General features: G+C 61.5%; 16 protein-coding genes and 2 pseudogenes. 8 read left to right on the top strand and 10 right to left on the bottom strand.

All coding sequences use genetic code 11. From position 1 onward, the window contains the following. Nucleotides 1-11: 11 nt before the first annotated feature. The 5 genes from MOP87_RS19290 to fdhA all read left to right on the top strand — a co-directional run bounded on the left by MOP87_RS19290 (nt 12) and on the right by fdhA (nt 6,487). Complete coding sequence (locus tag MOP87_RS19290) at nt 12-347, top strand: sarcosine oxidase subunit delta (RefSeq protein ID WP_027913567.1); 336 nt, start codon at nt 12-14, stop codon at nt 345-347. Then, nucleotides 344-3,361, top strand: a complete 3,018-nt coding sequence (locus tag MOP87_RS19285; RefSeq protein ID WP_028686657.1) for a sarcosine oxidase subunit alpha — start codon at nt 344-346, stop codon at nt 3,359-3,361. The genes MOP87_RS19290 and MOP87_RS19285 overlap by 4 nt, the downstream gene beginning before the upstream one ends. 184 nt (nt 3,362-3,545) lie before the next feature. Beyond that, a complete protein-coding gene (soxG, locus tag MOP87_RS19280) occupies nt 3,546-4,178 on the top strand; it encodes a sarcosine oxidase subunit gamma family protein (RefSeq protein ID WP_027913569.1) in 633 nt (210 codons plus the stop codon). 11 nt (nt 4,179-4,189) lie between these two features. After that, entirely contained in the window at nt 4,190-5,047 is an 858-nt protein-coding gene (gene purU / locus MOP87_RS19275) for a formyltetrahydrofolate deformylase (RefSeq protein WP_028686656.1), read from the top strand. Between the two features lie 240 nt (nt 5,048-5,287). After that, a complete protein-coding gene (fdhA, locus tag MOP87_RS19270) occupies nt 5,288-6,487 on the top strand; it encodes a formaldehyde dehydrogenase, glutathione-independent (RefSeq protein ID WP_023532721.1) in 1,200 nt (399 codons plus the stop codon). Nucleotides 6,488-6,553: 66 nt separating this feature from the next. Here fdhA and MOP87_RS19265 read toward each other — a convergent pair whose 3' ends face one another. From MOP87_RS19265 to MOP87_RS19255, 3 genes and pseudogenes are all read right to left on the bottom strand, one after another. Beyond that, nucleotides 6,554-7,465 carry an RHS repeat-associated core domain-containing protein gene (locus MOP87_RS19265; protein ID WP_197874367.1) on the bottom strand — a complete coding sequence of 304 codons (912 nt, stop codon included), beginning with the start codon at nt 7,463-7,465 and terminating at the stop codon, nt 6,554-6,556. 162 nt (nt 7,466-7,627) lie between these two features. Beyond that, nucleotides 7,628-7,759: pseudogene (locus MOP87_RS19260) on the bottom strand (DUF3077 domain-containing protein); the annotation flags it as partial. Between the two features lie 847 nt (nt 7,760-8,606). Further along, nucleotides 8,607-8,801: pseudogene (locus MOP87_RS19255) on the bottom strand (RHS repeat-associated core domain-containing protein); the annotation flags it as partial. Nucleotides 8,802-9,090: 289 nt separating this feature from the next. On the opposite strand from MOP87_RS19255, the gene MOP87_RS19250 reads away from it, so the two are divergent. After that, the gene (locus tag MOP87_RS19250) at nt 9,091-9,666 is read left to right on the top strand and encodes a DUF2780 domain-containing protein (protein WP_049695333.1); all 576 of its coding nucleotides are present in this window, start codon (nt 9,091-9,093) and stop codon (nt 9,664-9,666) included. 102 nt (nt 9,667-9,768) lie between these two features. Here MOP87_RS19250 and MOP87_RS19245 read toward each other — a convergent pair whose 3' ends face one another. Both MOP87_RS19245 and MOP87_RS19240 read right to left on the bottom strand, forming a co-directional pair. Beyond that, a complete protein-coding gene (locus MOP87_RS19245) occupies nt 9,769-11,121 on the bottom strand; it encodes an APC family permease (RefSeq protein ID WP_088522852.1) in 1,353 nt (450 codons plus the stop codon). 217 nt (nt 11,122-11,338) lie between these two features. Continuing rightward, a complete protein-coding gene (locus MOP87_RS19240; RefSeq protein WP_145278938.1) occupies nt 11,339-12,220 on the bottom strand; it encodes an acyltransferase in 882 nt (293 codons plus the stop codon). A 182-nt stretch (nt 12,221-12,402) separates the two neighbouring features. Between MOP87_RS19240 and MOP87_RS19235 the strand changes: the two genes are divergently transcribed. After that, nucleotides 12,403-12,903 carry an ATP-dependent zinc protease gene (locus tag MOP87_RS19235; protein ID WP_028686654.1) on the top strand — a complete coding sequence of 167 codons (501 nt, stop codon included), beginning with the start codon at nt 12,403-12,405 and terminating at the stop codon, nt 12,901-12,903. A 97-nt stretch (nt 12,904-13,000) separates the two neighbouring features. Here the strand turns inward: MOP87_RS19235 and MOP87_RS19230 are convergent, their stop codons facing one another. The 5 genes from MOP87_RS19230 to aceE form a co-directional block, all read right to left on the bottom strand. Further along, a complete protein-coding gene (locus MOP87_RS19230) occupies nt 13,001-13,624 on the bottom strand; it encodes a glutathione S-transferase (protein WP_028686653.1) in 624 nt (207 codons plus the stop codon). Between the two features lie 2 nt (nt 13,625-13,626). After that, nucleotides 13,627-14,292 (bottom strand): peptide-methionine (S)-S-oxide reductase MsrA, encoded by a 666-nt coding sequence (gene msrA / locus MOP87_RS19225; protein WP_028686652.1) that lies wholly within the window; start codon nt 14,290-14,292, stop codon nt 13,627-13,629. A gap of 153 nt (nt 14,293-14,445) precedes the next feature. Further along, nucleotides 14,446-17,133, bottom strand: a complete 2,688-nt coding sequence (locus MOP87_RS19220) for a GGDEF and EAL domain-containing protein (RefSeq protein WP_027913577.1) — start codon at nt 17,131-17,133, stop codon at nt 14,446-14,448. A 323-nt stretch (nt 17,134-17,456) separates the two neighbouring features. After that, nucleotides 17,457-19,118 carry a dihydrolipoyllysine-residue acetyltransferase gene (aceF, locus tag MOP87_RS19215; protein WP_028686650.1) on the bottom strand — a complete coding sequence of 554 codons (1,662 nt, stop codon included), beginning with the start codon at nt 19,116-19,118 and terminating at the stop codon, nt 17,457-17,459. A gap of 13 nt (nt 19,119-19,131) precedes the next feature. Continuing rightward, nucleotides 19,132-21,777, bottom strand: a complete 2,646-nt coding sequence (gene aceE, locus MOP87_RS19210; protein ID WP_027913579.1) for a pyruvate dehydrogenase (acetyl-transferring), homodimeric type — start codon at nt 21,775-21,777, stop codon at nt 19,132-19,134. A gap of 384 nt (nt 21,778-22,161) precedes the next feature. Here aceE and glnE point away from each other — a divergent pair, with 384 nt between their 5' ends. Next, entirely contained in the window at nt 22,162-25,095 is a 2,934-nt protein-coding gene (glnE, locus tag MOP87_RS19205) for a bifunctional [glutamate--ammonia ligase]-adenylyl-L-tyrosine phosphorylase/[glutamate--ammonia-ligase] adenylyltransferase (RefSeq protein ID WP_242809901.1), read from the top strand. The last annotated feature ends 68 nt before the right edge of the window (nt 25,096-25,163 follow it).

The following is a 25,163-nucleotide window of genomic DNA, read 5'->3' as shown; positions in this document are numbered from 1 at the left end:
GAGACACCGTCATGTTGCATATTTTCTGTCCCCACTGCGGCGAGCTGCGCTCCGAAGAAGAGTTCCACGCCTCTGGCCAGGCGCACATCGCCCGCCCGCTGGACCCCAACGCCTGCTCCGACCAGGAGTGGGGCACGTACATGTTCTACCGTGACAACCCGCGCGGTATTCACCACGAACTGTGGGACCACGTTGCCGGCTGCCGTCAGTATTTCAACGTCACCCGTAACACCGAAACCTACGAGATCCTGGAAACCTACAAGATTGGCGAGAAGCCGCAAGTCAGCGCCCGTGAACACACACCGGCGCGCTCGGCTGCTGTAAACGAACGGGGAGTCAACGTATGAGCCAGACCTATCGCCTCGCCAGCGGCGGCCGTATCGACCGCAGCAAGGTGTTGAACTTCACCTTCAACGGCAAGACTTACCAGGGCTATGCCGGCGACAGCCTGGCGGCGGCTTTGCTGGCCAACGGCGTCGACATCGTCGGCCGCAGCTTCAAGTACTCGCGTCCGCGCGGCATCATCGCCGCAGGCACCGAGGAGCCGAACGCCATCTTGCAGATCGGCTCCAGCGAAGCCACCCAGATCCCCAACGTGCGCGCTACCCAGCAAGCCCTGTATTCGGGCCTGGTCGCCACCAGCACCAATGGCTGGCCGAACGTCAACAATGACGTCATGGGTATCCTGGGCAAGGTAGGCGGCAGCATGATGCCGCCGGGCTTCTACTACAAAACCTTCATGTACCCCAAGTCGTTCTGGATGACGTACGAGAAGTACATCCGCAAGGCAGCCGGCCTTGGCCGCGCGCCGCTGCAGAATGATCCGGACAGCTACGACTACATGAACCAGCACTGCGACGTGCTGATCGTCGGTGCAGGGCCTGCTGGCCTGGCGGCGGCCCTCGCGGCTGCGCGCAGCGGTGCTCGCGTGATCCTGGCCGACGAGCAGGAAGAATTCGGTGGCAGCCTGCTGGACACCCGTGAAACCCTCGACGGCAAGCCGGCCGCTGAATGGGTCAGTGGCGTCATCAAGGAGCTCGAAGGCCTGCCGGAAGTGACCTTGCTGCCACGCGCCACGGTCAACGGCTACCACGACCATAACTTCCTGACCATCCATGAGCGCCTCACCGACCACCTGGGCGACCGTGCTCCGCTCGGCCAGGTGCGCCACCGCGTGCACCGTGTACGGGCCAAGCGTGTGGTGCTGGCCACCGGCGCCCACGAGCGCCCGCTGGTGTACGGCAACAACGACGTGCCAGGCAACATGCTGGCCGGCGCCGTTTCGACCTATGTTCGCCGCTACGGCGTAGCGCCTGGCCGCAAGCTGGTGCTGTCGACCAACAACGACCATGCCTACCGTACCGCGCTGGATTGGCACGATGCAGGTTTGCAGGTGGTGGCCATCGCCGATGCCCGCCACAACCCACGGGGCTCGCTGGTCGAAGAAGCGCGTGCCAAGGGTATTCGTATCCTCACCTCCAGTGCTGTCATCGAAGCCAAGGGCAGCAAGCACGTCACGGGTGCTCGGGTGGCCGCCATCGATGTGCAGGCTCACAAGGTCACCAGCCCTGGCGAAACCCTCGAATGCGACCTGATCGCCACCTCCGGGGGCTATAGCCCTGTGGTTCACCTGGCTTCGCACCTGGGCGGCCGTCCGGTATGGCGTGAAGACATTCTGGGCTTCGTGCCGGGCAATGCCCCGCAAAAGCGTGAGTGCGTTGGCGGCATCAACGGTGTCTATCCGTTGGGCGATGCCATTGCCGACGGCTTCGAAGGCGGCGTGCGTGCAGCCACCGAAGCAGGCTTCAAGGCGACCGTAGGCACCTTGCCGAAAACCGTCTCGCGCAAGGAAGACGCCACCCTGGCGCTGTTCCAGGTGCCACACGACAAGGGCACCGCACGTGCGCCTAAACAGTTCGTCGATCAGCAGAACGACGTGACGGCCGCTGCCATCGAGCTGGCTACCCGTGAAGGCTTCGAGTCGGTCGAGCACGTCAAACGCTACACCGCGTTGGGCTTCGGTACCGACCAGGGCAAACTGGGCAACATCAACGGCCTGGCCATTGCGGCGCGTTCGATGGGCATCACCATTCCGGAAATGGGCACCACCATGTTCCGCCCCAACTACACGCCGGTGACATTCGGCGCGGTGGCGGGTCGTCACTGTGGGCACCTGTTCGAGCCCGTGCGCTTCACGGCCCTGCATGCCTGGCACGTGAAGAATGGCGCCGAGTTCGAAGACGTTGGTCAGTGGAAGCGCCCGTGGTACTTCCCCAAAGCCGGTGAAGACATCCACGCCGCCGTTGCCCGCGAATGCAAGGCGGTGCGTGACAGCGTCGGCTTCCTGGACGCCTCCACCCTGGGCAAGATCGATATCCAGGGCCCGGATTCGCGTGAGTTCCTCAACCGCGTGTACACCAACGCCTGGACCAAGCTCGATGTGGGCAAGGCGCGCTATGGTCTGATGTGCAAGGAAGACGGCATGGTGTTCGACGACGGCGTAACCGCCTGCGTCGGCGACAACCACTTCATCATGACCACCACCACTGGCGGCGCGGCGCGCGTGTTGCAATGGCTGGAGCTGTACCACCAGACCGAGTGGCCAGACCTGAAGGTGTATTTCACCTCGGTGACCGACCACTGGGCGACCATGACCTTGTCCGGGCCGAACAGCCGCAAGCTGCTCAGCGAGCTGACCGACATCGACATGGACAAGGAAGCCTTCCCGTTCATGACCTGGAAGGAAGGCAACGTCGGTGGTGTGCCAGCCCGTGTGTTCCGTATCTCGTTCACCGGTGAGCTGTCGTATGAAATCAACGTGCAAGCCAACTACGCCATGGGCGTGCTGGAGCAGATCGTCGAGGCAGGCAAGAAGTACAACCTGACCCCGTACGGCACCGAGACCATGCACGTGCTGCGTGCCGAGAAGGGCTTCATCATCGTCGGCCAGGACACGGACGGCTCGATGACGCCGGACGACCTGAACATGAGCTGGTGCGTGGGGCGCAACAAGCCGTATTCGTGGATTGGCCTGCGCGGCATGAACCGTGAGGACTGCGTGCGTGAAAACCGCAAGCAGCTGGTTGGCCTGAAACCGATCGACCCGAACCAGTGGCTGCCCGAAGGCGCTCAGCTGGTGTTCGATCCGAAGCAGCCCATCCCGATGGACATGGTTGGCCACGTCACCTCCAGCTACGCCGCCAACTCCCTGGGCTATTCGTTCGCCATGGGTGTGGTCAAGGGCGGCCTCAAGCGCATGGGCGAGCGTGTCTACTCGCCTCAGGCCGATGGCAGCGTGATCGAGGCGGAAATCGTGTCTTCGGTGTTCTTCGATCCGAAGGGTGAGCGGCAGAACGTTTGACTCCGGGCCCCTGGGGAGCAGGCCAGGCCGGGTCGCAGGCCGGCCGGCTCCTACAGGCGCGGTGCAGACACCGAGGTTCATGCACGCTCAGTAAGCGCCGGCTCGCCGGCGATGAGGCTGGCAGAGCTTGCTGGACCGGGTGTCTGCATCCCATCGACGAACAAGAATTCAAGGCAGGTATGAAATGAGCGCTATCAACGTCTTCGAGCAAAACCCCGGCGCCTCGGCCAAGGCCGAGTCGCCATTGCACCACGCCGACCTGGCAAGCCTGGTGGGCAAGGGCCGCAACAACGCTGGCGTGACCCTGCGCGAGCGCAAGTTTCTCGGCCACCTGACCCTGCGTGGCAACGGTCATGATCCAGCCTTTGCCGGTGGCGTACACAAGGCCCTGGGCCTGGAGTTGCCGGTGGCATTGACCGTCGTGGCCAACGGCGATCTGTCGCTGCAATGGGTCGGTCCTGATGAGTGGCTGCTGATCGTCCCGGGTGGGCAGGAAGTGGCGATTGAACAAAAGCTGCGTGCTGCCCTTGAAGGGCAACACATCCAGGTGGTCAATGTCAGCGGTGGGCAGAGCCTGCTGGAGCTGCGCGGCCCGAACGTGCGCGACGTGCTGATGAAGTCCACCAGCTACGACGTGCATCCGAACAACTTCCCGGTCGGCAAGGCTGTCGGCACGGTGTTCGCCAAGTCGCAGCTGGTGATTCGGCGTACTGCCGAAGACACCTGGGAGCTGGTCATCCGCCGCAGCTTCTCCGATTACTGGTGGATGTGGCTGCAGGACGCATCGGCCGAGTACGGGCTGGCCATCGAAGCTTAAGGAGAACTGCCATGAGTCGGGCACCGGATACCTGGATTCTCACCGCCGACTGCCCGAGCATGCTCGGTACCGTCGACGTGGTGACGCGTTACCTCTTCGAGCAACGCTGCTACGTGACGGAGCACCATTCCTTCGATGATCGGCTGTCCGGGCGCTTCTTCATTCGCGTGGAGTTTCGCGTGCCTGACGGCTTCGACGAAGACGGGTTGCGTGCAGGCCTTGCCGAGCGCAGCGAGGCGTTTGGCATGGCGTTCGAGCTGACGGCTCCCAACCATCGCCCCAAGGTGGTGATCATGGTGTCCAAGGCCGACCATTGTCTGAACGACCTGCTGTATCGCCAGCGTATCGGTCAACTGGGCATGGACGTGGTGGCGGTGGTCTCCAACCACCCCGACCTCGAGCCGTTGGCACACTGGCACAAGATTCCCTACTACCATTTCGCGCTCGACCCGAAGGACAAGCCTGCACAAGAGCGCAAGGTGTTGCAGGTGATCGAACAGACGGGCGCAGAGCTGGTTATCCTCGCGCGCTACATGCAGGTGCTCTCGCCCGAGCTGTGCCGCCAGCTCGATGGCCGCGCGATCAACATCCACCACTCGTTGCTACCGGGGTTCAAGGGTGCCAAGCCTTACCACCAGGCGTACAACAAGGGTGTGAAGATGGTCGGGGCCACGGCGCACTACATCAACAATGACTTGGATGAAGGGCCGATCATCGCCCAAGGTGTTGAAGTGGTGGACCATACCTATTACCCCGAAGACCTGATCGCCAAGGGGCGAGACATCGAGTGCCTGACCCTGGCACGGGCGGTGGGATACCACATCGAAAAGCGGGTGTTTCTCAACGCCAATCGCACGGTCGTTCTTTAGCGTTTTTGCTGGCCTCCTCGCCGCTTGGGTCGCGGCGAGGCTCGCCTCTGCCTCTCCCTGTGTGTGCGCCTTATCTTCCCGCGACAAACCTGCCGCTAAAAGGCATCTCCCTGTCGCTCCCAGTCAGTGCATCGGGCCCCATCCGGCCCACAATTCCCCCATTCCAGAAACACATGCCGCCCATGGATGGCGGCGCGTTCAACCACCGCTGCATAAATACAAATCAAGCGAGGTAAGAGCATGTCTGGCAATCGTGGAGTGGTATATCTCGGCGCCGGCAAGGTCGAGGTGCAGAAGATCGACTACCCGAAAATGCAGGACCCGCGCGGCAAGAAGATCGAGCACGGCGTGATCCTGAAGGTGGTCTCCACCAACATCTGCGGCTCTGACCAGCACATGGTCCGCGGCCGCACCACTGCCCAGGTCGGCCTGGTTCTGGGCCACGAAATTACTGGTGAAATCGTCGAGAAGGGCAGTGACGTCGAGCGCATGCAGATCGGCGATCTGGTCTCGGTGCCATTCAACGTCGCCTGCGGCCGTTGCCGTTCCTGCAAGGAAATGCACACCGGTGTCTGCCTCACCGTAAACCCGGCCCGCGCCGGTGGTGCCTACGGTTATGTGGACATGGGCGACTGGACCGGTGGTCAGGCCGAATATGTACTGGTGCCATACGCCGACTTCAACCTCCTGAAGCTCCCTGAGCGCGACAAGGCCATGGAAAAGATCCGTGACCTGACTTGCCTGTCCGACATTCTGCCAACCGGTTACCACGGTGCCGTGACTGCAGGCGTAGGCCCAGGCAGCACCGTCTATGTTGCAGGTGCCGGCCCTGTGGGCCTGGCTGCCGCTGCTTCGGCTCGCCTGCTGGGCGCTGCCTGTGTGATCGTGGGCGACCTGAACCCTGCTCGCCTGGCTCACGCCAAGTCCCAGGGCTTCGAAGTGGTCGACCTGTCCAAAGACACCCCGCTGCACGAACAGATCGTGGACATTCTTGGCGAGCCGGAAGTGGATTGCGCCGTCGATGCCGTCGGCTTCGAAGCCCGTGGCCACGGCCATGAAGGTGCCAAGCACGAGGCGCCGGCCACTGTTCTTAACTCGCTGATGCAGGTAACCCGAGTTGCCGGCCAGATCGGTATCCCTGGCCTGTACGTGACCGAAGACCCGGGCGCTGTAGACGCGGCTGCCAAGATCGGTGCACTGAGCATCCGTTTCGGACTGGGCTGGGCCAAGTCGCACAGCTTCCACACCGGGCAGACGCCAACCATGAAGTACAACCGCCAGCTGATGCAGGCGATCATGTGGGACCGCATCAACATTGCCGAAGTGGTGGGTGTGCAGGTGATCAACCTGGATCAGGCGCCGGAAGGGTATGGCGAGTTCGATGCAGGTGTGCCGAAGAAATTCGTGATCGACCCGCACAAGATGTGGGGCGCGGCGTGACGGGCTTCGCAACGGTATAAGAAAGCGCCACGCATGGGAGTGCGTGGCGTTTTGCGTTTGGCTGGATCATTCGCCCTGAGTCGTTCTGGGGTTACCACGGATATGAGTGGTAAGGTCCTGAGGATCCAATGCGCTCTTCAGCAGTCTTCCACCCTCGTTCAACATACCGCGCTGTCGTTCCACCAGTGTGTTGAGGTGCAGTCCACCCGCTTCCGTCGGAAGTAGATCTTGTAACGTTTGCAACGTCCGTAGATCTTTTTCATTGGCTTTATATCGGGCCAAATTTTCCTTCAATATGGCCCCTTTTCCACCGCCCAGATCCTGGTTTACCGGTACGCGGTTAAGCGTTCGAGTTTCATATCGGTAGAGGGTATCCGGCTGCCAGGTTTTTGAGTAATACTTGCTGTTCCCTTGTTTCACGATCTTCGTCGAGGGCGGCACGTTGCTACCCGCTGTAAGCCTGATTACAGTCGTTGTGGGCTGTCGCTTGATTTGTTTGAAAATTTCAATAACGAGCGTGACATGGCCTGAGGGATCGACCGCGTTCACCGGGTCGTTCGTACAGTAGGCGTAGCTATTCAGGCCGCCTTCGCCAAAGGGGCTGAGACTGTCTGCTGCGATAAATCTGCCAAGGCTAGGAGAGTAAGCGCGGTATCCTTGCCCCAGTAGATAGCATCTGGCAGTTGGTTCCAACGCCTCACCATTAAAGCCTGTCGCCACTCGCGTTGAAGGCAAGGTGGGATCATGTCCGTAAGCTGAATAGCTGTGGGGAGGCTCCTCATCGTCGCTCAGCACAGAGAGCACAGAACCCTTGTCGTCGGTTGTCAGCAGCCCGGCGGTTGTTGTGGCCCCCGTGAGTTGTTCTGCCAAAGGCGCTTCAGCGCCGCGCAGGATCGTACGAGTGACGGCGTCCTCCCGGACGGTACTCAGCTTGTTGCCTTGGTAGAATAAAAGCGAACTGTTCGGTGCTTTGCTCATGGTTCAACTCCCTGCCGTGCGGGGTGAATGGAGGTTGCTCTAAGCCCATTCTGAACAGCCACAGGGATTTAGGTACTGGCAGAAATGACAGCTTTGGAAGCTCACACGGAACCTGTAGGAGCGGGCCCGCCCGCGAAGAGGCCAGCCCGCCCTAGCCATCACTCAGCGCATCATCCCCAACTCCGCATCGTCCAACAGCGCCTTGGCCAGCGCGCTTAGATAATGCGAAGCCCAAAGCAACTGCGGCTTGTTGTCCATCAGGCCGTCAATGGTCAAATCCCGTGCATATACGATTTTAAGCGTGAGGAATGACCTGTAGTGGGGCCACAACCAGCCTGCTGTCAAACAAGAAGGCGGCAGCTGTACATGGGTTGACAGACCGGTAGGTCAAACAAAACCCGGCGCACGTGAAGTGCCCCATGCACAGCTGCCATAGAGGTTAAGCCATGTGTTTGACGAAGGCGGCCTGTTAAAGCCGGTCGCTGATTTTGCAACGACCGGCCGAGACTAGAGCCCATCCCGGATCACCGCAACGGCTTAAACGGCTTGGAAGCATATTTCTGAAACGTCCTACAAGTAAGCGGAAAAATCGGAAAACTGGCGGCGTTAGGCGCGCTGATCCGCTGGTCCGGTTGGGCATTACCTAATATAACAATCTGTCTTCACGGATCTTTGCGTTCGCTTCTGGTGGGTGACTACCGCTGTCGGCATTCGAAGAGCTCCAGGCTGGACGCGTGGACTCAATTTCACGTCTGAAGTGATCAATTGAATTTTGCTCGTCGCGCATTAGTGCTCTTCCCGCTTTCGCTGCACCATCCTTAATTTTTTTGATGTTGATGTTAATATCACTTACGTAGTCATCAAGGACGCTACGCGCTCGGGAAGAACCATGTGAACTGCTAACCCCTGGTAAGCTCGAGAGCTGCTCAGGATTTGTACTGATAGACAGGGTTGGGACCTCTGAAGCTCGAGGTGGTTTGTGCTTTGGCTGAGGAGCAGTGCCTGCCGGCTTTATTGTTGGTTGTTTACCCGGTCGGGGTGTAGAAGTATTAAGCGATTTTTTGACGAGCGCCAGTTTGGCTGTCGGCCCGAGTCCCTTGTATCTCGGGAGTAGACCGACTTTAGTAATCGGCCTCGGCATATGTCCCGTAGGATCCTGAAAATTAACCGGATCACCAGCGCAGTAGTTGTATGCATTAATCCCGCCTTCGCCAAAGGGGGACAGACTGTCAGGACTTAGAAAACGTAGAAGTGACGGTGCATAGCTACGATAACCGACGCCCAGCTGATAATACTTTGTGAACTGCTCTATGGCCTGGCCGTTGAATCCAAGTAAGATTTTTGCTGGCTGGAGTGTTGCGCAGAAGCCATAGGCAGAATAACGTGCGGTCCGACGTCTTTTTCATACGGGTGTGCTCCTGTCAGAATGCGCATAGCTCTCGCTCTTTTAAAGCGGCTGCTCTGAGTATCCCGGTGATCTCCGTATGCCGCTACTGGCAGAAGTAACAGGTGATGGATACGGTACGGGTGAACATCTGCGTCGACAGTCGGATAGGAACAAATCCCCCAAACCCCAGTCGAATGCCTCGTTTCCCAGGCCATCCCGGCCTACGAGGTCCCTCCCGATGAAAGCATTCACCCTGGCGACCCTGATGACCCTGGCCGCAAGCCCGGTGTTCGCCTTCAACCTCAGCGACGCCGCCAACGCCGTCTCTGCCATGCAGAACCAGAAGCAACAAGGCCAGGTGCAGGCTCCTGCGGCCCAGGCCAATCTGCTCAATACCCTGGGCAGCCAATTGAACATCACCCCCGAACAGGCCGTGGGCGGGGCGGGGGCGATGCTAGGGATGGCACGTAACAACCTCAGCACTGAGGAATATGGCCAGTTGACCAAAGCGGTGCCTGGGCTGGACCTGTTGGCTGGGGCCAATGCGCTGGGTGAGTTGGGCGGGTGGGGTGAAATACTGGGCAAGAATAGCGAAAGCCAGTCGGCATTGAGCAACGCGCTGGGCAACAACGTGGAAAACCGCAGCGACTTGTACAGTGCATTCAAGGCGCTGGGGATGGATGCCGGGATGATCGGGCAGTTTGCGCCGTTGATTCTGCAATACCTCGGCCAACAGGGCATTGCAGGGTCGTTGTTGCAGAACCTGGGTAGCTTGTGGACCGCACCAGCGCCCTTGAACCAGCCTTCGGTCTAGGGCACGGTATGGACAATCCAGGTAGATGGTGAAGGCTGGCGCGGCCCTTTCGCGACACGCGTCCGCTCCACAACAGCCAGCGCAGGCCGCCAGATCATTGGATCAGGCAGCTTCGCTGAAATCCACCAGCCGCACCGGGCGGCGGAAGCCGGCGGTCAGGACGGCCAGGTAGGCAAGGCCCAGCGCGAACCAGCACAGCCCGATCACCAGCGTCAGCGCCGACAGGCTGGTCCACAGCCACAGCGTCAGCCCCAACCCCACCAGTGGCACCACGCCATAGCTCAGCAACCCCTTGGTATTGCGCTGGCTGGCATCGTCCATCAGGTGGGTCTTCACCACCGCCAGGTTCACCGCCGAGAACGCCACCAAGGCGCCGAAGCTGATCAGCGAGGCGAGGGTGGACAAGTCGATTACCAGCGCCAGCAGTGAGAACGCCGATACCACCGCGATGGCGAATACCGGTGTGCCGAGGCGTGGCGACAGGTGGCCGAAGGTGCGCGGGGGCAGCACCCGGTCCCGGCCCATGGTGTAGAGGATGCGCGACACTGCGGCCTGGGAGGCCAAGGCCGAGCCGAGGCTACCGGCGACATAAGCGGCCGTGAAGAAGTTGGCCAGGAACTGGCCGCCCGCCTTGAGCATGACCTCGTTTGCAGCAGCATCGGCATTGGCGAAGGTGCTGCCCGGCAGCACCAACTGGCTCACATAGGCCAGCACGGTGAACAGCAGGCCGGCGAACAGCGTGGTGAGGATGATCGCCCGAGGCACATCACGCCGAGCATTGCGGCTTTCCTCGGCCAGGGTGGAAACGGCATCGAACCCCAGGAACGACAGGCACAGCACTGCCGCGCCGGCCATCATCGGACCAAAGCCGGGTGCGCTACCGTCACCTTGCAGCGGCGCCAGCCAGTCGATGGGGTGGCCGTCGCTGAGGGACTGCCAGGACAGCGCGATGAACACACCAATGAAGACGATCTGCGCGCCCACGATCAGATTGCTGGTCTTGGCCACCGAGCTGATACCAACCACGTTGAGCACGGTCACCAAGCTGATGCAGGCGAGTACGAACGCCCAGGCCGGCACCGCTGGAAAGGCGATATTCAGGAACAGGCCGATGAGCAGGTAGTTGATCATCGGCAGAAACAGATAGTCGAGCAGCAGCGACCAGCCCGCCAGAAAGCCTACGTTCTGGCCAAAAGCCATGTGGGTGTAGGAGTACGCCGAACCCGCGACCGGGAAGCGTTTGACCATAAAGCTGTAGGACGCGGCTGTGAACAGCATGGCCATCAGCGTGATCAGATAGGCGGTTGCCGTACGGCCACCGGTTAGCTCGGTGACGATGCCGTAGGTAGTGAAAATGGTCAGTGGGACCATGTACACCAGGCCAAAGAACACCAGGGCAGGGAGGCCCAGAACACGACGCAGTTGGGGCGGGGCGGAGCTTGATGGGTGGGTCATCGGTCGATCCAGACATTTTTGTAGTTGTGCTGTGATCGATCTTTATCCACAAAAGGGGTGTGTGACAAGAAGTATCAGGGGCCGAATAGACGCCGGACTCTCATTGGCAGGGTGTCCAAGCGTCCAATGCGCCTATCGCCTGGATGCCCCGCGCGCCGTCATGACCCCGCAGGACCCAGCATGCCGGCGCCATAGCCATTACAGGCAACAACGTCCCTTATTCCCAACGCAACTGCTCGATCCGTTCATCCTTTTCCAGCCACAGCTGGTTTACCCACGCCTGTACTGTCTGGCGGAAAACAGGATCGCTCTCGTAGTCGCCGGCCCACAACGCTGGGGCGAGCTCACGCACCTGAATGTCGATAATTACCCGGCTGACACTGCCATTGAGCAAGTCCCAGAAACCTGGCGCCTTGTCGCCGGGGTAGACGATTGTGACGTCCAGCAATGCATCGAGCTGCTCACCCAGCGCTGCGAGTACGAACGCCACGCCTCCGGCCTTGGGCTTTAACAGATGGCGGTAGGGTGATTGCTGCTCCTGGCGCTTGGCCTCGGTGAAGCGGGTGCCCTCCAGGTAATTGACCACGGTCACCGGTTGGCGCTTGAACAGCTCGCAGGCAGCCTTGGTGATTTCCAGATCCTTGCCCTTGAGCTCGGGGTGCTTCTCCAGAAAGGCTTTGCTGTAGCGTTTCATGAAGGGATAGTCCAGGCCCCACCATGCCAGGCCCAGCAGCGGCACCCAGATCAATTCCTTTTTCAGGAAGAACTTGAAGAAGGGTGTGCGCCGGTTGAGGCTCTCGATCAAGGCGGGAATGTCCACCCAGCTCTGATGATTGCTGATCGCAAGGTACGAGGTGTCACGGCGCAGGTTTTCGATGCCGCGAATGTCCCATTGTGTGGGGGTGCACAAGGCAAAGATGGCTTTGTCGATTTCCGACCAGGTTTCGGCCACCCACATTACAGCCCCTGATGCATGGTCTCGCCCACGACCAGGTAGCACCAGTTTGAACAAGGCGAACACCAGCAGGGGCCCGATCAACACCAAGGTATTGAGCAGCAGCAAGGTGGCTGTAAGTATGCCGGTCAGCACGCGACGCATAAGGAGACTCTTTCTGTCAGAACCATAACGATCGGCAATGATAAGCAGGGTTGCGAACTACGCCAAACCTCCAATGCCCGGCGGCACGGACAAATGTTTCACATTATGTTGGTTAGGCTTTGGACCGCGAACCTGGGCTGCCTGTGCGGTCTAACCCGTAAATCGATCAAGGAAGCTTGCTTGTGAAATCACTGTTTGCCGTGCTGACCCTGTTGACGCTACCGGTGATGGCCGCCGAGCCTACGCTGTACGGGCGTTACGAGAATATCGCGCTGCCGGAGATTGGCCAGACGCTCAAGGCCAAGATGGATACTGGCGCCTATACGGCGTCACTGTCTGCCAAGGACATCGAGCTGTTCACCCGCGATGGGCAGGAGTGGGTACGTTTCCGTTTGGCAACCAAGGATGCCGACGACAAGGTTTACGAGCACCAGGTCTCGCGCATCAGCAAGATCAAGGGCCGTGCCGATGATGAGGATGAGGGCGATGCACCCGAGAGCGCCAAGCGGCCAGTGGTGGACCTGGAACTGTGCCTGGGAGACGTGAAGCGAACCGTGGAGGTCAACCTGGTGGATCGCAGCAACTTCAATTACCCACTGTTGGTGGGTGCCAAGGCGTTGCGCGAGTTCAAAGGCGCGGTGAACCCTGCCAAACGATTTACCGCTGGCAAGCCTGACTGCTGATTATCGTTGCATGAACGGGCGCATCGCCGCTGACGCACGCCTACAGGGGCGCCGGATCGCTTCTACACGAGCCGGCTTGACGGCAATAGCCTTCTGTTCAGGCATCGGGTGCGGTGGCGACCATTGACGGCCGTGTGCTCACCTCGGCGTACCAGGCCGCCAGCCCAGGCTGGCGCTCACGCCAGCCAAACGCTGGCTGACGCAAGTCCAGGTACCCCAATGCGCAAGCCACGCCGATTGCTGCCAAATCGAATCCCGACATCAGCTCCGCCAGGTGGGCCTGTTCGAGGTTGGCCAGGCTGCGGCGGATCTTGTCCCCCTGCGCCTCCAACCACCCATCCCAACGTTTCTCGACGGGTCGCACGAACGTTTCGTAGCGGCTCGAGACGGCTGCATCCAGAATGGCATCCGCCTGGGAGGCCAGCGTCATGCGCCGCCAGCGAGCCGAGCCTTCCCGGGGCAGCAGTGGCAACCCCACATGTTGCTGATCCAGGTACTCGCAGATCACCCGGCTGTCATGCAGCACGGTTCCGTCGGCCAGGCGCAGCGCCGGAATCTTGCCGATGGGATTGCCGGCGTTGAGCTGCTCGTCACCGTTGACTGGGCTGATGTTCACAGGCTGCAGTGCCACTCGGTCCAATTGGCCGGTTTCGTGCAATACCACCATGACCTTGCGCACGAATGGCGACAGGGGCGAGTGGAACAGGGTCATAGTGCTCATGCTCAATTCCCTTGCAAGCTGGCCGGCATGCACACGCCCGTCCCGCCGATACCGCAATAGCCGTCCGGGTTCTTGGCCAGGTATTGCTGGTGGTAGGCCTCGGCGAAGTACACAGTGGGTGCTTTGTCGATTTCGGTGGTGATCTGACCGAAGCCAGCCTTGTCCAGCTCGGCCTGGAAGGCCTCGCGGCTGGACTGGGCCTGCTCGAGCTGCTCTGGGCTCGTGCAGTAGATGGCCGAGCGGTACTGCGTGCCGACATCGTTGCCCTGGCGCATGCCCTGGGTCGGGTTGTGCAGTTCCCAGAACATGGCCAGCAGTTCACTGTATCTCACTTTGCTCTTGTCGAAGACCACCAGCACAACTTCGGTGTGCCCGGTCAGGCCTGAGCAGACCTCTTCGTAGGTAGGGTTCGGAGTAAAGCCGCCGGCATAACCCACCACGGTACTGACCACACCCTCACGCTGCCAGAATCGACGCTCTGCGCCCCAGAAACACCCCAGGCCGAAAATGGCGAAATCCACATCTTCGAAGAATGGCCCGAGCAGCGGCGTTTCCTCGAACACGTAGTGGAACTCGGGCAGGCTCATCGGCGTTTCGCGGCCAGGCAGGGCCTGCTCCGCAGTGGGCATGACGTTTTTGTTCACCAGTATTTCCGAACGCAGGACCATGGCCGTTCCTCTGTGTCTATTCAGTTGGATAGCTTCAGGGCCATCGCCGACAAGTCCGTTCCCGATCACATGACCTGCGTGATCCTGGTGGGGACGGGCCTGCTCGCGATGTAGCCCGAATGGTTTCAAGTGTGCCCGAGCTTTGCGCCGCTGTCAGGCGGCTGGACCTCGCGGATAGCGTTGCAGGCGCTCTGCCAGCTCTCGCCCCGGAATAGGTCGGTCAAACAGATAGCCCTGCCCGATGTCACACCGGTGTCGACGCAGGAAACCCAGCTGCGCAGGGGTTTCAATGCCTTCGGCTACCACCTTCAGCTTGAGGTTGTGGGCCATGGCGATCACCGCCGAGGTGATTTCCATGTCGTCCTGGTTGTCGGGGATGTCCTTGATGAAGCTGCGGTCGATCTTGAGGATGTCGATCGGGAATTTCTTCAGGTAGCTGAGCGAGGAATAACCGGTGCCGAAGTCATCCATGGCCAGGGTCAGGCCCAAGGCTTTGAGCTCGTCGAGTTGCCGATGGGTGTCCTCACTGGCTTCGAGCAGCAACCCTTCGGTCAGCTCCAGCTCCAGTTGGTGCGCAGGCAAGCCTTCTTCCCTGATGATGCTGCTGATCGAGGCGACCAGATCAGGGTCGGAAAACTGCTTGGGCGACAGGTTGATCGCGACGTGCAGATTGCCAAGCCCCGCTGCACGCAGTTCGTTGCTCATGCGGCACGATTGGCGCACCACCCATTTGCCAATGGGGATGATCAAACCGGTTTCTTCGGCCACGCTGATGAACTGGTCAGGCCGGATCATGCCCCGCTCGGGATGGTTCCAGCGCAACAGTGCCTCCAGGCCCAGCAGCCGGCCGCTGCGCAGGCACAGCTTGGGCTGATAGAACACGTCCAGCTCGTTCTGGGTCAATGCGCGGCGCAGGTTGTTTTCGACGAACAGTTTGTAGCTGGCCTCGGCGTTGAGGACCTCGGTGAACACCTGCACCTGGTGTTTGCCGTTGGCCTTGGCCTTGTGCAGCGCCAACCCGGCATTCTTCATCAGGCTAGTGGGGTCGGCACCATGCTGGGGAGCGCTGGCTAGGCCCACCGATGCTGTGACATTGATCAGCTGGTTATCGACGAACATCGGCTTGTCGAGGGTGCGCAACAATTGCTGGGCAACCCCCTGGCCAGCCTCCAGGCTGGTGTCGTCGAGCAGCACGGCGAATTCGTTGCTGGCAAAACGGGCCAGGATACCGCCGGCATGCAGGCTGTTGCGCAGGCGCCTGGCCAGGCTGATAAGCAACTTGTCGCCCGTGTGATGGCCGAGACTGTCGTTGATGCGCTTGAAATTGTCGATGTCCACCAGCAGCAGGCACATCGGATTCTGCACATCCCGGGCGAAGCATTCGTCCAGGCTGCGGATGAACGCCGGACGGTTGCCCAGGTTGGTCAGGTTGTCGGTGTAGGCCAGCCGCTCGATGCGCTGCTGGGCCAGCTTGCTCTGGGTGACGTCTTCGTAGATGCCGATGTAGTGGGTCAGCTCGCGGTTGTCACCATACACCTTGGAGATCGACAGCTGCCCCCAGTAGGGTTCCAGGTTCTTGCGCCGGCTCTTGAATTCACCCTGCCAGCTATTACCCATGGCCAGGCTCGAAGGCGAATCGAACAGCAGCTCGTTGAGGTTCTCAAGGGCGGGCAGTTCACCCAGGTGACGTCCTTGCACTTCCTCGGTGCTGTATTGGGTGATGGCGGTGAAGCTCGGGTTCACATACTCGACCTGCCCATCCCGGTTCACCAGCAGGAAGGCGCTGGCGCTCTGCTCCACGGCGCGTTGGAACAGGTGCAGCGCACTGGCCGCCGCGCGGCGGTTGTGATTGGTAATGACCTGGGCGAACTGGTCGGCCAGCTCGCCGGCAAAGGCGATCTCATCGGACTGCCAGGCCCGTGGCTGGCCGGCCTGTTCCAGGCACAACACGCCCACCACCTGGCCATCGACGCGAATGCTGGCATCGAGCATGGCCTTGTTGCCAGGCCCCAGGCTCTGCATCAACGCACGTGTACGGGGATCGTGCCCAGCGTTGTGCGCATCGATCGCACGGCTGGCATGCAGGGCCTCGAGGTAATCCGGGAAATGGCTGGCGTCGATTGCCTGGGGTTGCCGGTGCGCTTGCACATCGCTGTACCAGGCGGTGATCGGCTCAAGCCGATGGCCTTCCAGGTGCCAGATACCGGCGCAGTCGATCTTGTAGATCTCACAGGCGCTACGGGTGATCAGTTCGGCGGCTTCGAGCAACGAGTTCTCGGCGCTGTAGCGTTGACGGGCCAGGCGCAGGATCAGGTCTTGCTGGCTGCGTACGCGCTCCAGGTGCTCGAGCTGCTCACGTTGGGCACGCTGGTTCAGTTGCAGGGCCAGTTGCAGGCGGTTGTTGCGTGACTCCAGGTCGCTGGCGGTCTCGCCCGTGTCTTCCGGGTGATCGTCCAGTACGCTCAGGTAGCCGCACAGCAACTGCCGGGCGTGCTGTTTGAAGGCTTCGCCGACCTCCAGCATGCGCACGGAAGCGCCTGGCGTGTGCAGGGTGTAGCGCACGCGGTAGTAGCCGCGTTGCGACAGTTGCAGCTGGATGTCGTCATGCAGCCGGTAGCGGGCCTCAGGTTCCATGAGGCTGGCGTAAGGGGCATCGACCAGCGCGCAGAGGTCACTGGCATGAACGCCGAACTGGCGCTCGCAGGCCGGGTCCAGGTAGAGCAACGACCAACTGGCTTCATTGAGCCTTTCGAAGCGCAGCATGCCCAACCGCGAGGGCACGGGTAACTGCGTGACGACCTCGCCCGTCACACGGTTGCCAGCATCGGGTTGGCTTTTCATCGAAAACTCGCTTGAAGAGGGAACGCGCGCGTTGGACCGCGTCGAATCTGGCAAGGTTGCATCATGTCCCTATAGCTGGCAAGCGGCCATGTACGAAGCTGTAACAAGGTTATCGGCCGAGGGTACGGAATCTGTAGGACGGCTGTTCAGAGCGGCTGTGCAACGATGATCGGCAACGCCGACGCGCACCGGGGCCATCATGTCCCCGCACAGCGCCCACTTTGCGCCAGGCAAAAAAAGCCCCGTCAATCGACGGGGTTGAGGTACGAGCGTGGCAGCTCGAAAAAGAGACTGCCCCTCACCGGGAGGGGCAGTGCGCTGCCTTACAGCAGCATGGTGCGGATATCGCCCAGCACATCGCCCAGACGCTTGGTGAAGCGCGCAGCGGCAGCGCCGTTGATCACACGGTGATCGTACGACAGCGACAGCGGCAGCATCAGCTTGGGCTGGAAGGCCTTGCCGTCCCAGACAGGCTGCATGGTCGCCTTGGAGACGCCCAGGATGGCCACCTCAGGGGCGTTGACGATCGGCGTGAAGCCGGTGCCGCCAATATGGCCGAGGCTGGAGATGGTGAAGCAGGCGCCCTGCATCTCGTCCGCCGACAGCTTCTTGGTACGCGCCTTCTCGGCCAGTGCAGCCGCTTCGGCAGCCAGCTGCAGCAGGCTCTTCTGGTCGACGTTCTTGATCACCGGTACCAGCAGGCCGTCGGGCGTGTCCACGGCAAAGCCGATGTGCACGTATTTCTTGCGGATGACCGCTTTGCCGCTTGGTGCCAGCGAGCTGTTGAAGTCTGGCAGTTCCTTGAGCAGGAAGGCGCAGGCCTTGAGCAACAGCGGCAGGACGGTCAGCTTGACGCCGGCCTTTTCGGCGACGGCTTTCTGGGCCACGCGGAAGGCTTCGAGCTCGGTGATGTCAGCCGAATCGAACTGGGTGACGTGAGGCACGTTCAGCCAGCTGCGGTGCAGGTTGGCAGCACCGACCTGCATCAGGCGGGTCATGGCCACTTCTTCGACTTCACCGAACTTGCTGAAATCGACCACCGGAATCGGCGGAATGCCAGCGCCGCCGGTTGCACCGGCAGCTGCCGGCGCTTCCTTGGCCTTCTGCATCATGGCCTTGACGTAAACCTGCACGTCTTCTTTCAGGATGCGGCCATGTGGGCCGGTCGCTGCCACGGCACCGAGCTCTACGCCAAATTCACGGGCCAGCTGACGCACGGCTGGGCCGGCGTGCACCTTGGCGTTGTTGCCGGCAGCCGGGGCGGTTGCGGCTGGCGCAGGGGTAGCGGCAGCCGGGGCAGCAGCAGGGGCGGCGGCAGGGGCAGCGGCGGCGGGTGCGGCCTCGGCCTTGGCCGGTGCAGCGGCGGCCGGAGCCTGCGCCGCGGCAGGCGCTGCGCCTGCGATTTCAAGCTTGAGGATCAGGTCGCCTGTGCCCACTTCGTCGTCAAGCTTGGCAATGACTTCCTTGACCACGCCAGCAGCAGGCGACGGGATTTCCATGGAGGCCTTGTCGGACTCCAGGGTGATCAGCGATTGATCGGCTTCGACGGTATCGCCTGCCTTGACCAGCACTTCGATGATCTTGGCCTTGCCCGACGAGCCAATGTCCGGCACGTGGATGTCCTGCACGCTGGCAGCAGCCGGGGCGGCAGCAGGCGCTGGCGCTGCTTGGGCAGCAGGCGCCGGTGCGGCCGCTTCAGCCTGTGCGGGCTTCTGCTCGGCGGCAGGTGCCTCAGGGGCCGCATCAGCGGCTCCCTCGGCTTCCAGAACCAGGAGCTCGTCGCCTTCTTTCAGGCGATCGCCCAGCTTGACCTTCAGTTCCTTGACGATACCGGCCTTGGGCGCCGGAATCTCCATGGAGGCCTTGTCGGACTCCAGGGTCAGCAGGCTTTGATCAGCCTCGATACGATCACCGACCTTGACGAACAGCTCGATGATTTCACCTTCACCGCTGCCGATGTCAGGTACGCGAATGAGTTCGCTCACTTAAAAATACTCCTCAGCAGTCCAATGGGTTGCGCTTGTCCGGGTCGATGCCGAACTTGACGATGGCGTCAGCCACAACCTTGGGTTCGATCTCGCCACGGTCAGCCAGCGCTTCCAGGGCAGCCAGTACCACGAAGTGACGGTCTACTTCGAAGAAGTGACGCAGCTTCTTGCGGCTGTCGCTGCGACCGTAACCGTCGGTACCCAGGACCTTGAACTCTTTGCTCGGCACCCACTGGCGGATCTGCTCGGCGAACAGCTTCATGTAGTCGGTGGACGCGATGACCGGCCCCTTGCGGCCGCTCAGGCACTGCTCGACGTAGGTCTGCTGTGGCTTCTGGCCAGGCTTGAGACGGTTGGCACGTTCCACGGCCAGGCCGTCGCGACGCAGTTCGTTGAAGCTGGTGACGCTCCACACGTCGGCCCCGACGTTGAACTCTTCACGCAGAATCTTCGCCGCTTCGCGCACTTCGCGCAGGATGGTGCCCGAACCCATCAGCTGCACGTGGTGTGCGGCTTCGCGGGTGTCTTCCTCGAGCAGGTACATGCCCTTGATGATGCCTTCCTCGGCACCGGCCGGAATGGCGGGCTGCTGGTAGGACTCGTTCATCACGGTGATGTAGTAGAAGATGTCCTGTTGCTCTTCGGTCATCTTCTTCATGCCGTCCTGGATGATCACCGCCAGCTCGTAGCCGTAGGTCGGATCATAGGTGCGGCAGTTCGGGATGGTACCGGCCATCATGTGGCTGTGACCGTCCTCGTGCTGCAGGCCTTCGCCGTTGAGTGTGGTACGGCCGGCGGTGCCGCCGATCAGGAAGCCACGGGTGCGGCTGTCGCCAGCGGCCCAGGCCAGGTCGCCGATACGCTGGAAGCCGAACATCGAGTAGAAGATGTAGAACGGCAGCATCGGTTGGTTGTGGCAGCTGTACGAAGTACCGGCAGCGATGAACGACGACATGGCGCCGGCTTCGTTGATGCCTTCCTCGAGGATCTGGCCTTTCTTGTCCTCGCGGTAGAACATCACCTGGTCCTTGTCGACCGGCTCGTAGAGCTGACCCACCGACGAGTAGATGCCCAACTGGCGGAACATGCCTTCCATGCCGAAGGTGCGGGCTTCGTCAGGGATGATGGGCACGATGCGCTGACCGATTTCCTTGTCCTTGACCAACTGCGCCAGGATGCGCACGAAGGCCATGGTGGTGGAAATTTCACGGTCGCCCGAGCCGTCCAGGATCGCCTTGAGGGTTTCCAGAGGCGGGGTCGGCACGCTGAAGCTCTTGGCGCGGCGCTGAGGCACGAAGCCGCCCAGGGCAGCACGGCGCTCGGCCAGGTAACGGGCCTCGGCCGAACCTTCTTCGGGCTTGTAGAACGGCAGGTTCTCCAAGTCCGCATCCTTGACAGGGATATCGAAGCGGTCACGGAAGTGACGCAGGCTGTCGACATCGACCTTCTTGGTGTTGTGCGCGGTGTTCTTGGCTTCGCCGGCACCGGTACCGTAACCCTTGATGGTCTTGGCCAGGATGACGGTAGGCTGGTCCTTGTGGTTGACCGCCTGGTGGTAGGCTGCATAGACCTTGTACGGGTCATGGCCGCCGCGGTTGAGCTTCCAGATCTCGTCGTCGGACAGGTCTTCGACCATGGCCTTGAGCTCTGGGGTGTTGAAGAAGTGCTCACGCACGTAGGCGCCGTCTTTGGCCTTGTAGTTCTGGTACTCGCCGTCGATGACTTCGTCCATGCGGCGCTGCAGGGCACCGTTGGTGTCCTTGGCCAGCAGCGGATCCCAGAAGCGACCCCAGACCACTTTGTTGACGTTCCAGCCACCGCCGCGGAACACGCCTTCGAGTTCCTGGATGATCTTGCCGTTGCCGCGAACCGGGCCGTCGAGGCGCTGCAGGTTGCAGTTGATGACGAAGATCAGGTTGTCCAGCTTCTCGCGGCCGGCCAGGGCGATCGCGCCCAGGGATTCTGGCTCGTCGCACTCGCCGTCGCCCATGAAGCACCAGACTTTCTGCTTGCCTGCTGGAATGAACCCACGGGCTTCCAGGTACTTCATGAAGCGTGCCTGGTAGATGGCCTGGATCGGGCCCAGACCCATCGAAACGGTCGGGAACTGCCAGAAGTCAGGCATCAGCCAAGGGTGTGGGTACGAGGACAGACCGTTGCCATCGACTTCCTGGCGGAAGTTGTTCATCTGCTCTTCGCTGATGCGGCCTTCCATGAAGGCGCGGGCGTAGACGCCCGGCGAGGCGTGGCCCTGGTAGAAGACCAGGTCGCCACCGTGTTCTTCGGTCGGTGCCTGGAAGAAGTAGTTGAAACCGATATCGTACAGGGTGGCGCTGGAGGCGAAGCTGGAGATGTGTCCGCCCAGGTCCGAGTCTTTCAGGTTGGTGCGCACGACCATGGCCAGGGCGTTCCAACGCACCATCGAGCGAATGCGGCGTTCCATGAACAGGTCGCCAGGCATGCGTGCTTCGTGGGTGACAGGGATGGTGTTGCGGTATGGCGTGGTGATCGCATACGGCAGCTGGGAGCCACTGCGGGTGGCCAGCTCGCCCATACGGGTCATCAGGTAATGAGCGCGGTCTTCGCCTTCTTTGTCGAGGACCGACTCCAGGGCATCCAGCCATTCCTGGGTTTCGATTGGATCGAGGTCTTGCATGGCTTGCTCCAGGGCGGAAAGGCAACCAGAATCGATTGCCTGAGATTGCGACTGGCCTTATGGGCAGACGTCGTGAATTCTTGGATTACCGGGATCTTCGTCCGGCGCCGTGTAGTTTTACTACATTTGCTTTCGCATTTCATGCTTTTGCACGACAGGCACAGTAGTAAAACTACATTTGTGCGACGTTTGGTCGCATCCTGGCTTGTGAGGAAAAACGTTCATGTTGGTTGGCAATGTTCCACGAACGGGTAACTGTTGATGTTCCATGCCACGAATTCGAATTTTTCAGCTATTTCCAACTTTTGTATGACAGTCCAACCGTGGTCCGGCTTTCCCTTGGCCGCCTTTCCTCATCCATTTCACGCCGATCAAGGATAGCCCATGCGCCTGCCTTTGCCTCGCCAGTTGCCTGCCGTTCTTCAACCACTGACCCTGCGCAACCAACAGTTTCTGCACGAGGCGGTGGCCGCACACCCGGAACTGGACCTGGGCAGCTGGAGCGAGCAGCATGCTCGGCAGTTCGATCAGGTGGCGGCGGTCAGTGACTTCGTGCTCGCCCAGGTGCAACGTGACCCGGGGCTGCTGTTCGGCCTGATGGGCAGCGGCGAGCTGGAACGGGCCTACGGGCAGGGCGAGCTGCGCGGCCATGTGGCCAAGGTTGCCCAGGCGGCGCAAAGCGAGGACGAGCTTGCCCGTAACCTGCGTCGCGAACGCAACCGCCAGCAGGTACGCATCATCTGGCGTGACATCACCCGCCAGGCCGATCTCGGTGAGACCTGCCGCGACCTCTCCGACTTGGCCGACGCCGCCATCGATGAGGCCTACCAGTGGCTGTATCCACGCCACTGCCAGCAATTCGGCACGCCGATCGGCAACCGCAGCGGCCAGCCACAACACATGGTGGTGCTGGGCATGGGCAAGCTGGGAGCGGGGGAGCTGAACCTTTCCTCGGACATCGACTTGATCTTCGCATTCCCCGAAGGCGGCGAAACCGAAGGCGTGAAACGCTCGCTGGATAATCAGGAGTTCTTCACCCGCCTGGGGCAGCGCCTGATCAAGGCCCTGGACCCGGTCACGGTCGATGGCTTCGTGTTTCGCGTCGACATGCGCCTGCGCCCGTACGGGTCGTCCGGTGCGCTGGTGCTCAGCTTCAACGCGCTGGAGCAGTATTACCAGGACCAAGGCCGCGACTGGGAACGCTACGCCATGATCAAGGCCCGGGTAGTGGCAGGCGATCAGGCTGCCGGCGCCCAGCTGCAGGAAATGTTGCGCCCGTTCGTCTACCGACGGTACCTGGACTTCTCGGCCATCGAGGCCCTGCGCACCATGAAGCAGCTGATCCAGCAGGAAGTGCGGCGCAAGGGCATGGCGGACAACATCAAGCTGGGCGCAGGCGGCATTCGCGAAGTGGAGTTCATCGCCCAGGCCTTCCAGCTGATTCACGGCGGCCGCGACCTCAGCTTGCAGCAGCGGCCCTTGCTCAAGGTGCTGGCTACCCTGGAAGGCCAAGGCTACCTGCCCCCTGCCGTGGTCACCGAGCTGCGAGAGGGTTATGCATTCCTGCGCTACACCGAGCACGCCATCCAGGCTATCGCCGACCGCCAGACGCAAATGTTGCCGGAAAACGAAACCGATCAGGCCCGAGTCGCCTACATGCTGGGCTACGCCGACTGGCAAGCCTTCGAGGCTCAACTTGGTCAGTGGCGTGAGCGCATCGACTGGCACTTCCGGCAGGTCATCGCCGATCCCGATGAGGAGGAAAGCGAAGGCGAGTTGGTGGTCGGCGGTGAATGGTCGCCGTTGTGGGAGCAGGCCCAGGATGAAGAGGCTGCTGGCCGTCAGCTGGAGGAGGCCGGCTTCACGCTGCCAGGCGAGGCCTTGCGGCGCCTGGCGGCCCTGCGCGCCAGCCCGCAGTTGCGTTCGATGCAGCGCCTTGGGCGCGAGCGGCTGGATGCCTTCATCCCGCGATTGCTGGCCCAGGCGGTCGAGCACGAGAACCCCGACCTGGTGCTCGAGCGGGTACTGCCGCTGGTCGAAGCCGTGGCCCGGCGCTCTGCCTACCTGGTCCTGCTCACCGAGAACCCCGGTGCCCTGCGCCGTCTGCTGACCCTGTGCGCCGCCAGCCCATGGATTGCCGAGCAGATCGCACGCTACCCCTTGTTGCTCGATGAGTTGCTCAATGAAGGCCGCCTGTTCAGCCCGCCACTGGCACCGGAGTTGGCCAGCGAATTGCGCGAGCGCCTCACGCGCATTCCAGAGGATGATCTGGAGCAGCAAATGGAGGCGTTGCGTCACTTCAAGCTGGCGCACAGCTTGCGCGTGGCGGCCTCGGAAATCAGTGGCAACCTGCCGTTGATGAAAGTCAGCGACTACCTGACGTGGCTGGCCGAGGCCATCCTCGACCAAGTGCTTGCCTTGGCCTGGCGTCAGACCGTTGCCCGCCACGGTCAACCCATGGGCAGTGACGGCATCCCCTGCGACCCGGGATTCGTCATCATCGGCTATGGCAAGGTCGGTGGCCTTGAAACGGGCCATGGGTCGGACCTGGACCTGGTGTTCATCCACGATGGCGACCCTCAGGCCGAAACCGACGGTGCCAAGCCCATCGACAGTGCGCAGTTCTTCACGCGGCTGGGGCAACGCATCATTCACCTGCTGACCACCCAGACCAACTCGGGCCAGTTGTATGACGTGGACATGCGTCTGCGGCCCTCGGGTGCCGCGGGCTTGTTGGTCAGCTCGCTGGGCGCATTCGAGCGCTACCAGCAAAGCGAGGCCTGGACCTGGGAGCACCAGGCACTGGTCCGCGCGCGCGTGCTGGTGGGTTGCCCGCGGGTTGGCCAGGCGTTCGAGAAGGTGCGGGCGCACGTGCTGGGGCAACCGCGCGACCTTGAGAAGCTGCGTATCGAAGTGAGTGAAATGCGCGCCAAGATGCGCGCCAGCCTGGGCACGAAGGCCACTGTGGCCGGCACCGCACCCAACGCCTTCGACCCGGGTATGCCCTTTGACATCAAGCAGGATGCGGGCGGTATCGTCGATATCGAATTTATGGTGCAATACGCCGCTTTGGCCTGGTCCCATGACCATACGGCCCTGGTTCGATGGACCGATAACATCCGCATTCTGGAAGAGCTGGAGCAAGTGGGGTTGATGCCTGCTGCCGACGCGGTGCTGCTGCGCGAGGTATACAAGGCGTTTCGCGCTGCCTCTCACCGCCAGGCGCTGCAGAAGCAGGCCGGGGTGATCGATGCAGCGCAGTTTGTCGATGAGCGCCGCCAGGTGCGGCGTATCTGGAGCGAGCTCGGCCTGAGCTGAACCCTGTGGCGGCGGCTCGTCAGGGTGACGATCCGCCGCGATTGGGGCGTGAAGCAGCCCCGGTGTTA

Origin of the sequence: Pseudomonas sp. I3-I5 (genome assembly GCF_022699445.1) — a bacterium.
Taxonomy (GTDB): domain Bacteria; phylum Pseudomonadota; class Gammaproteobacteria; order Pseudomonadales; family Pseudomonadaceae; genus Aquipseudomonas; species Aquipseudomonas fulva.
The sequence above is the reverse complement of the archived record's forward strand: the minus strand, read 5'-3'. Positions and strand labels throughout refer to the sequence as shown.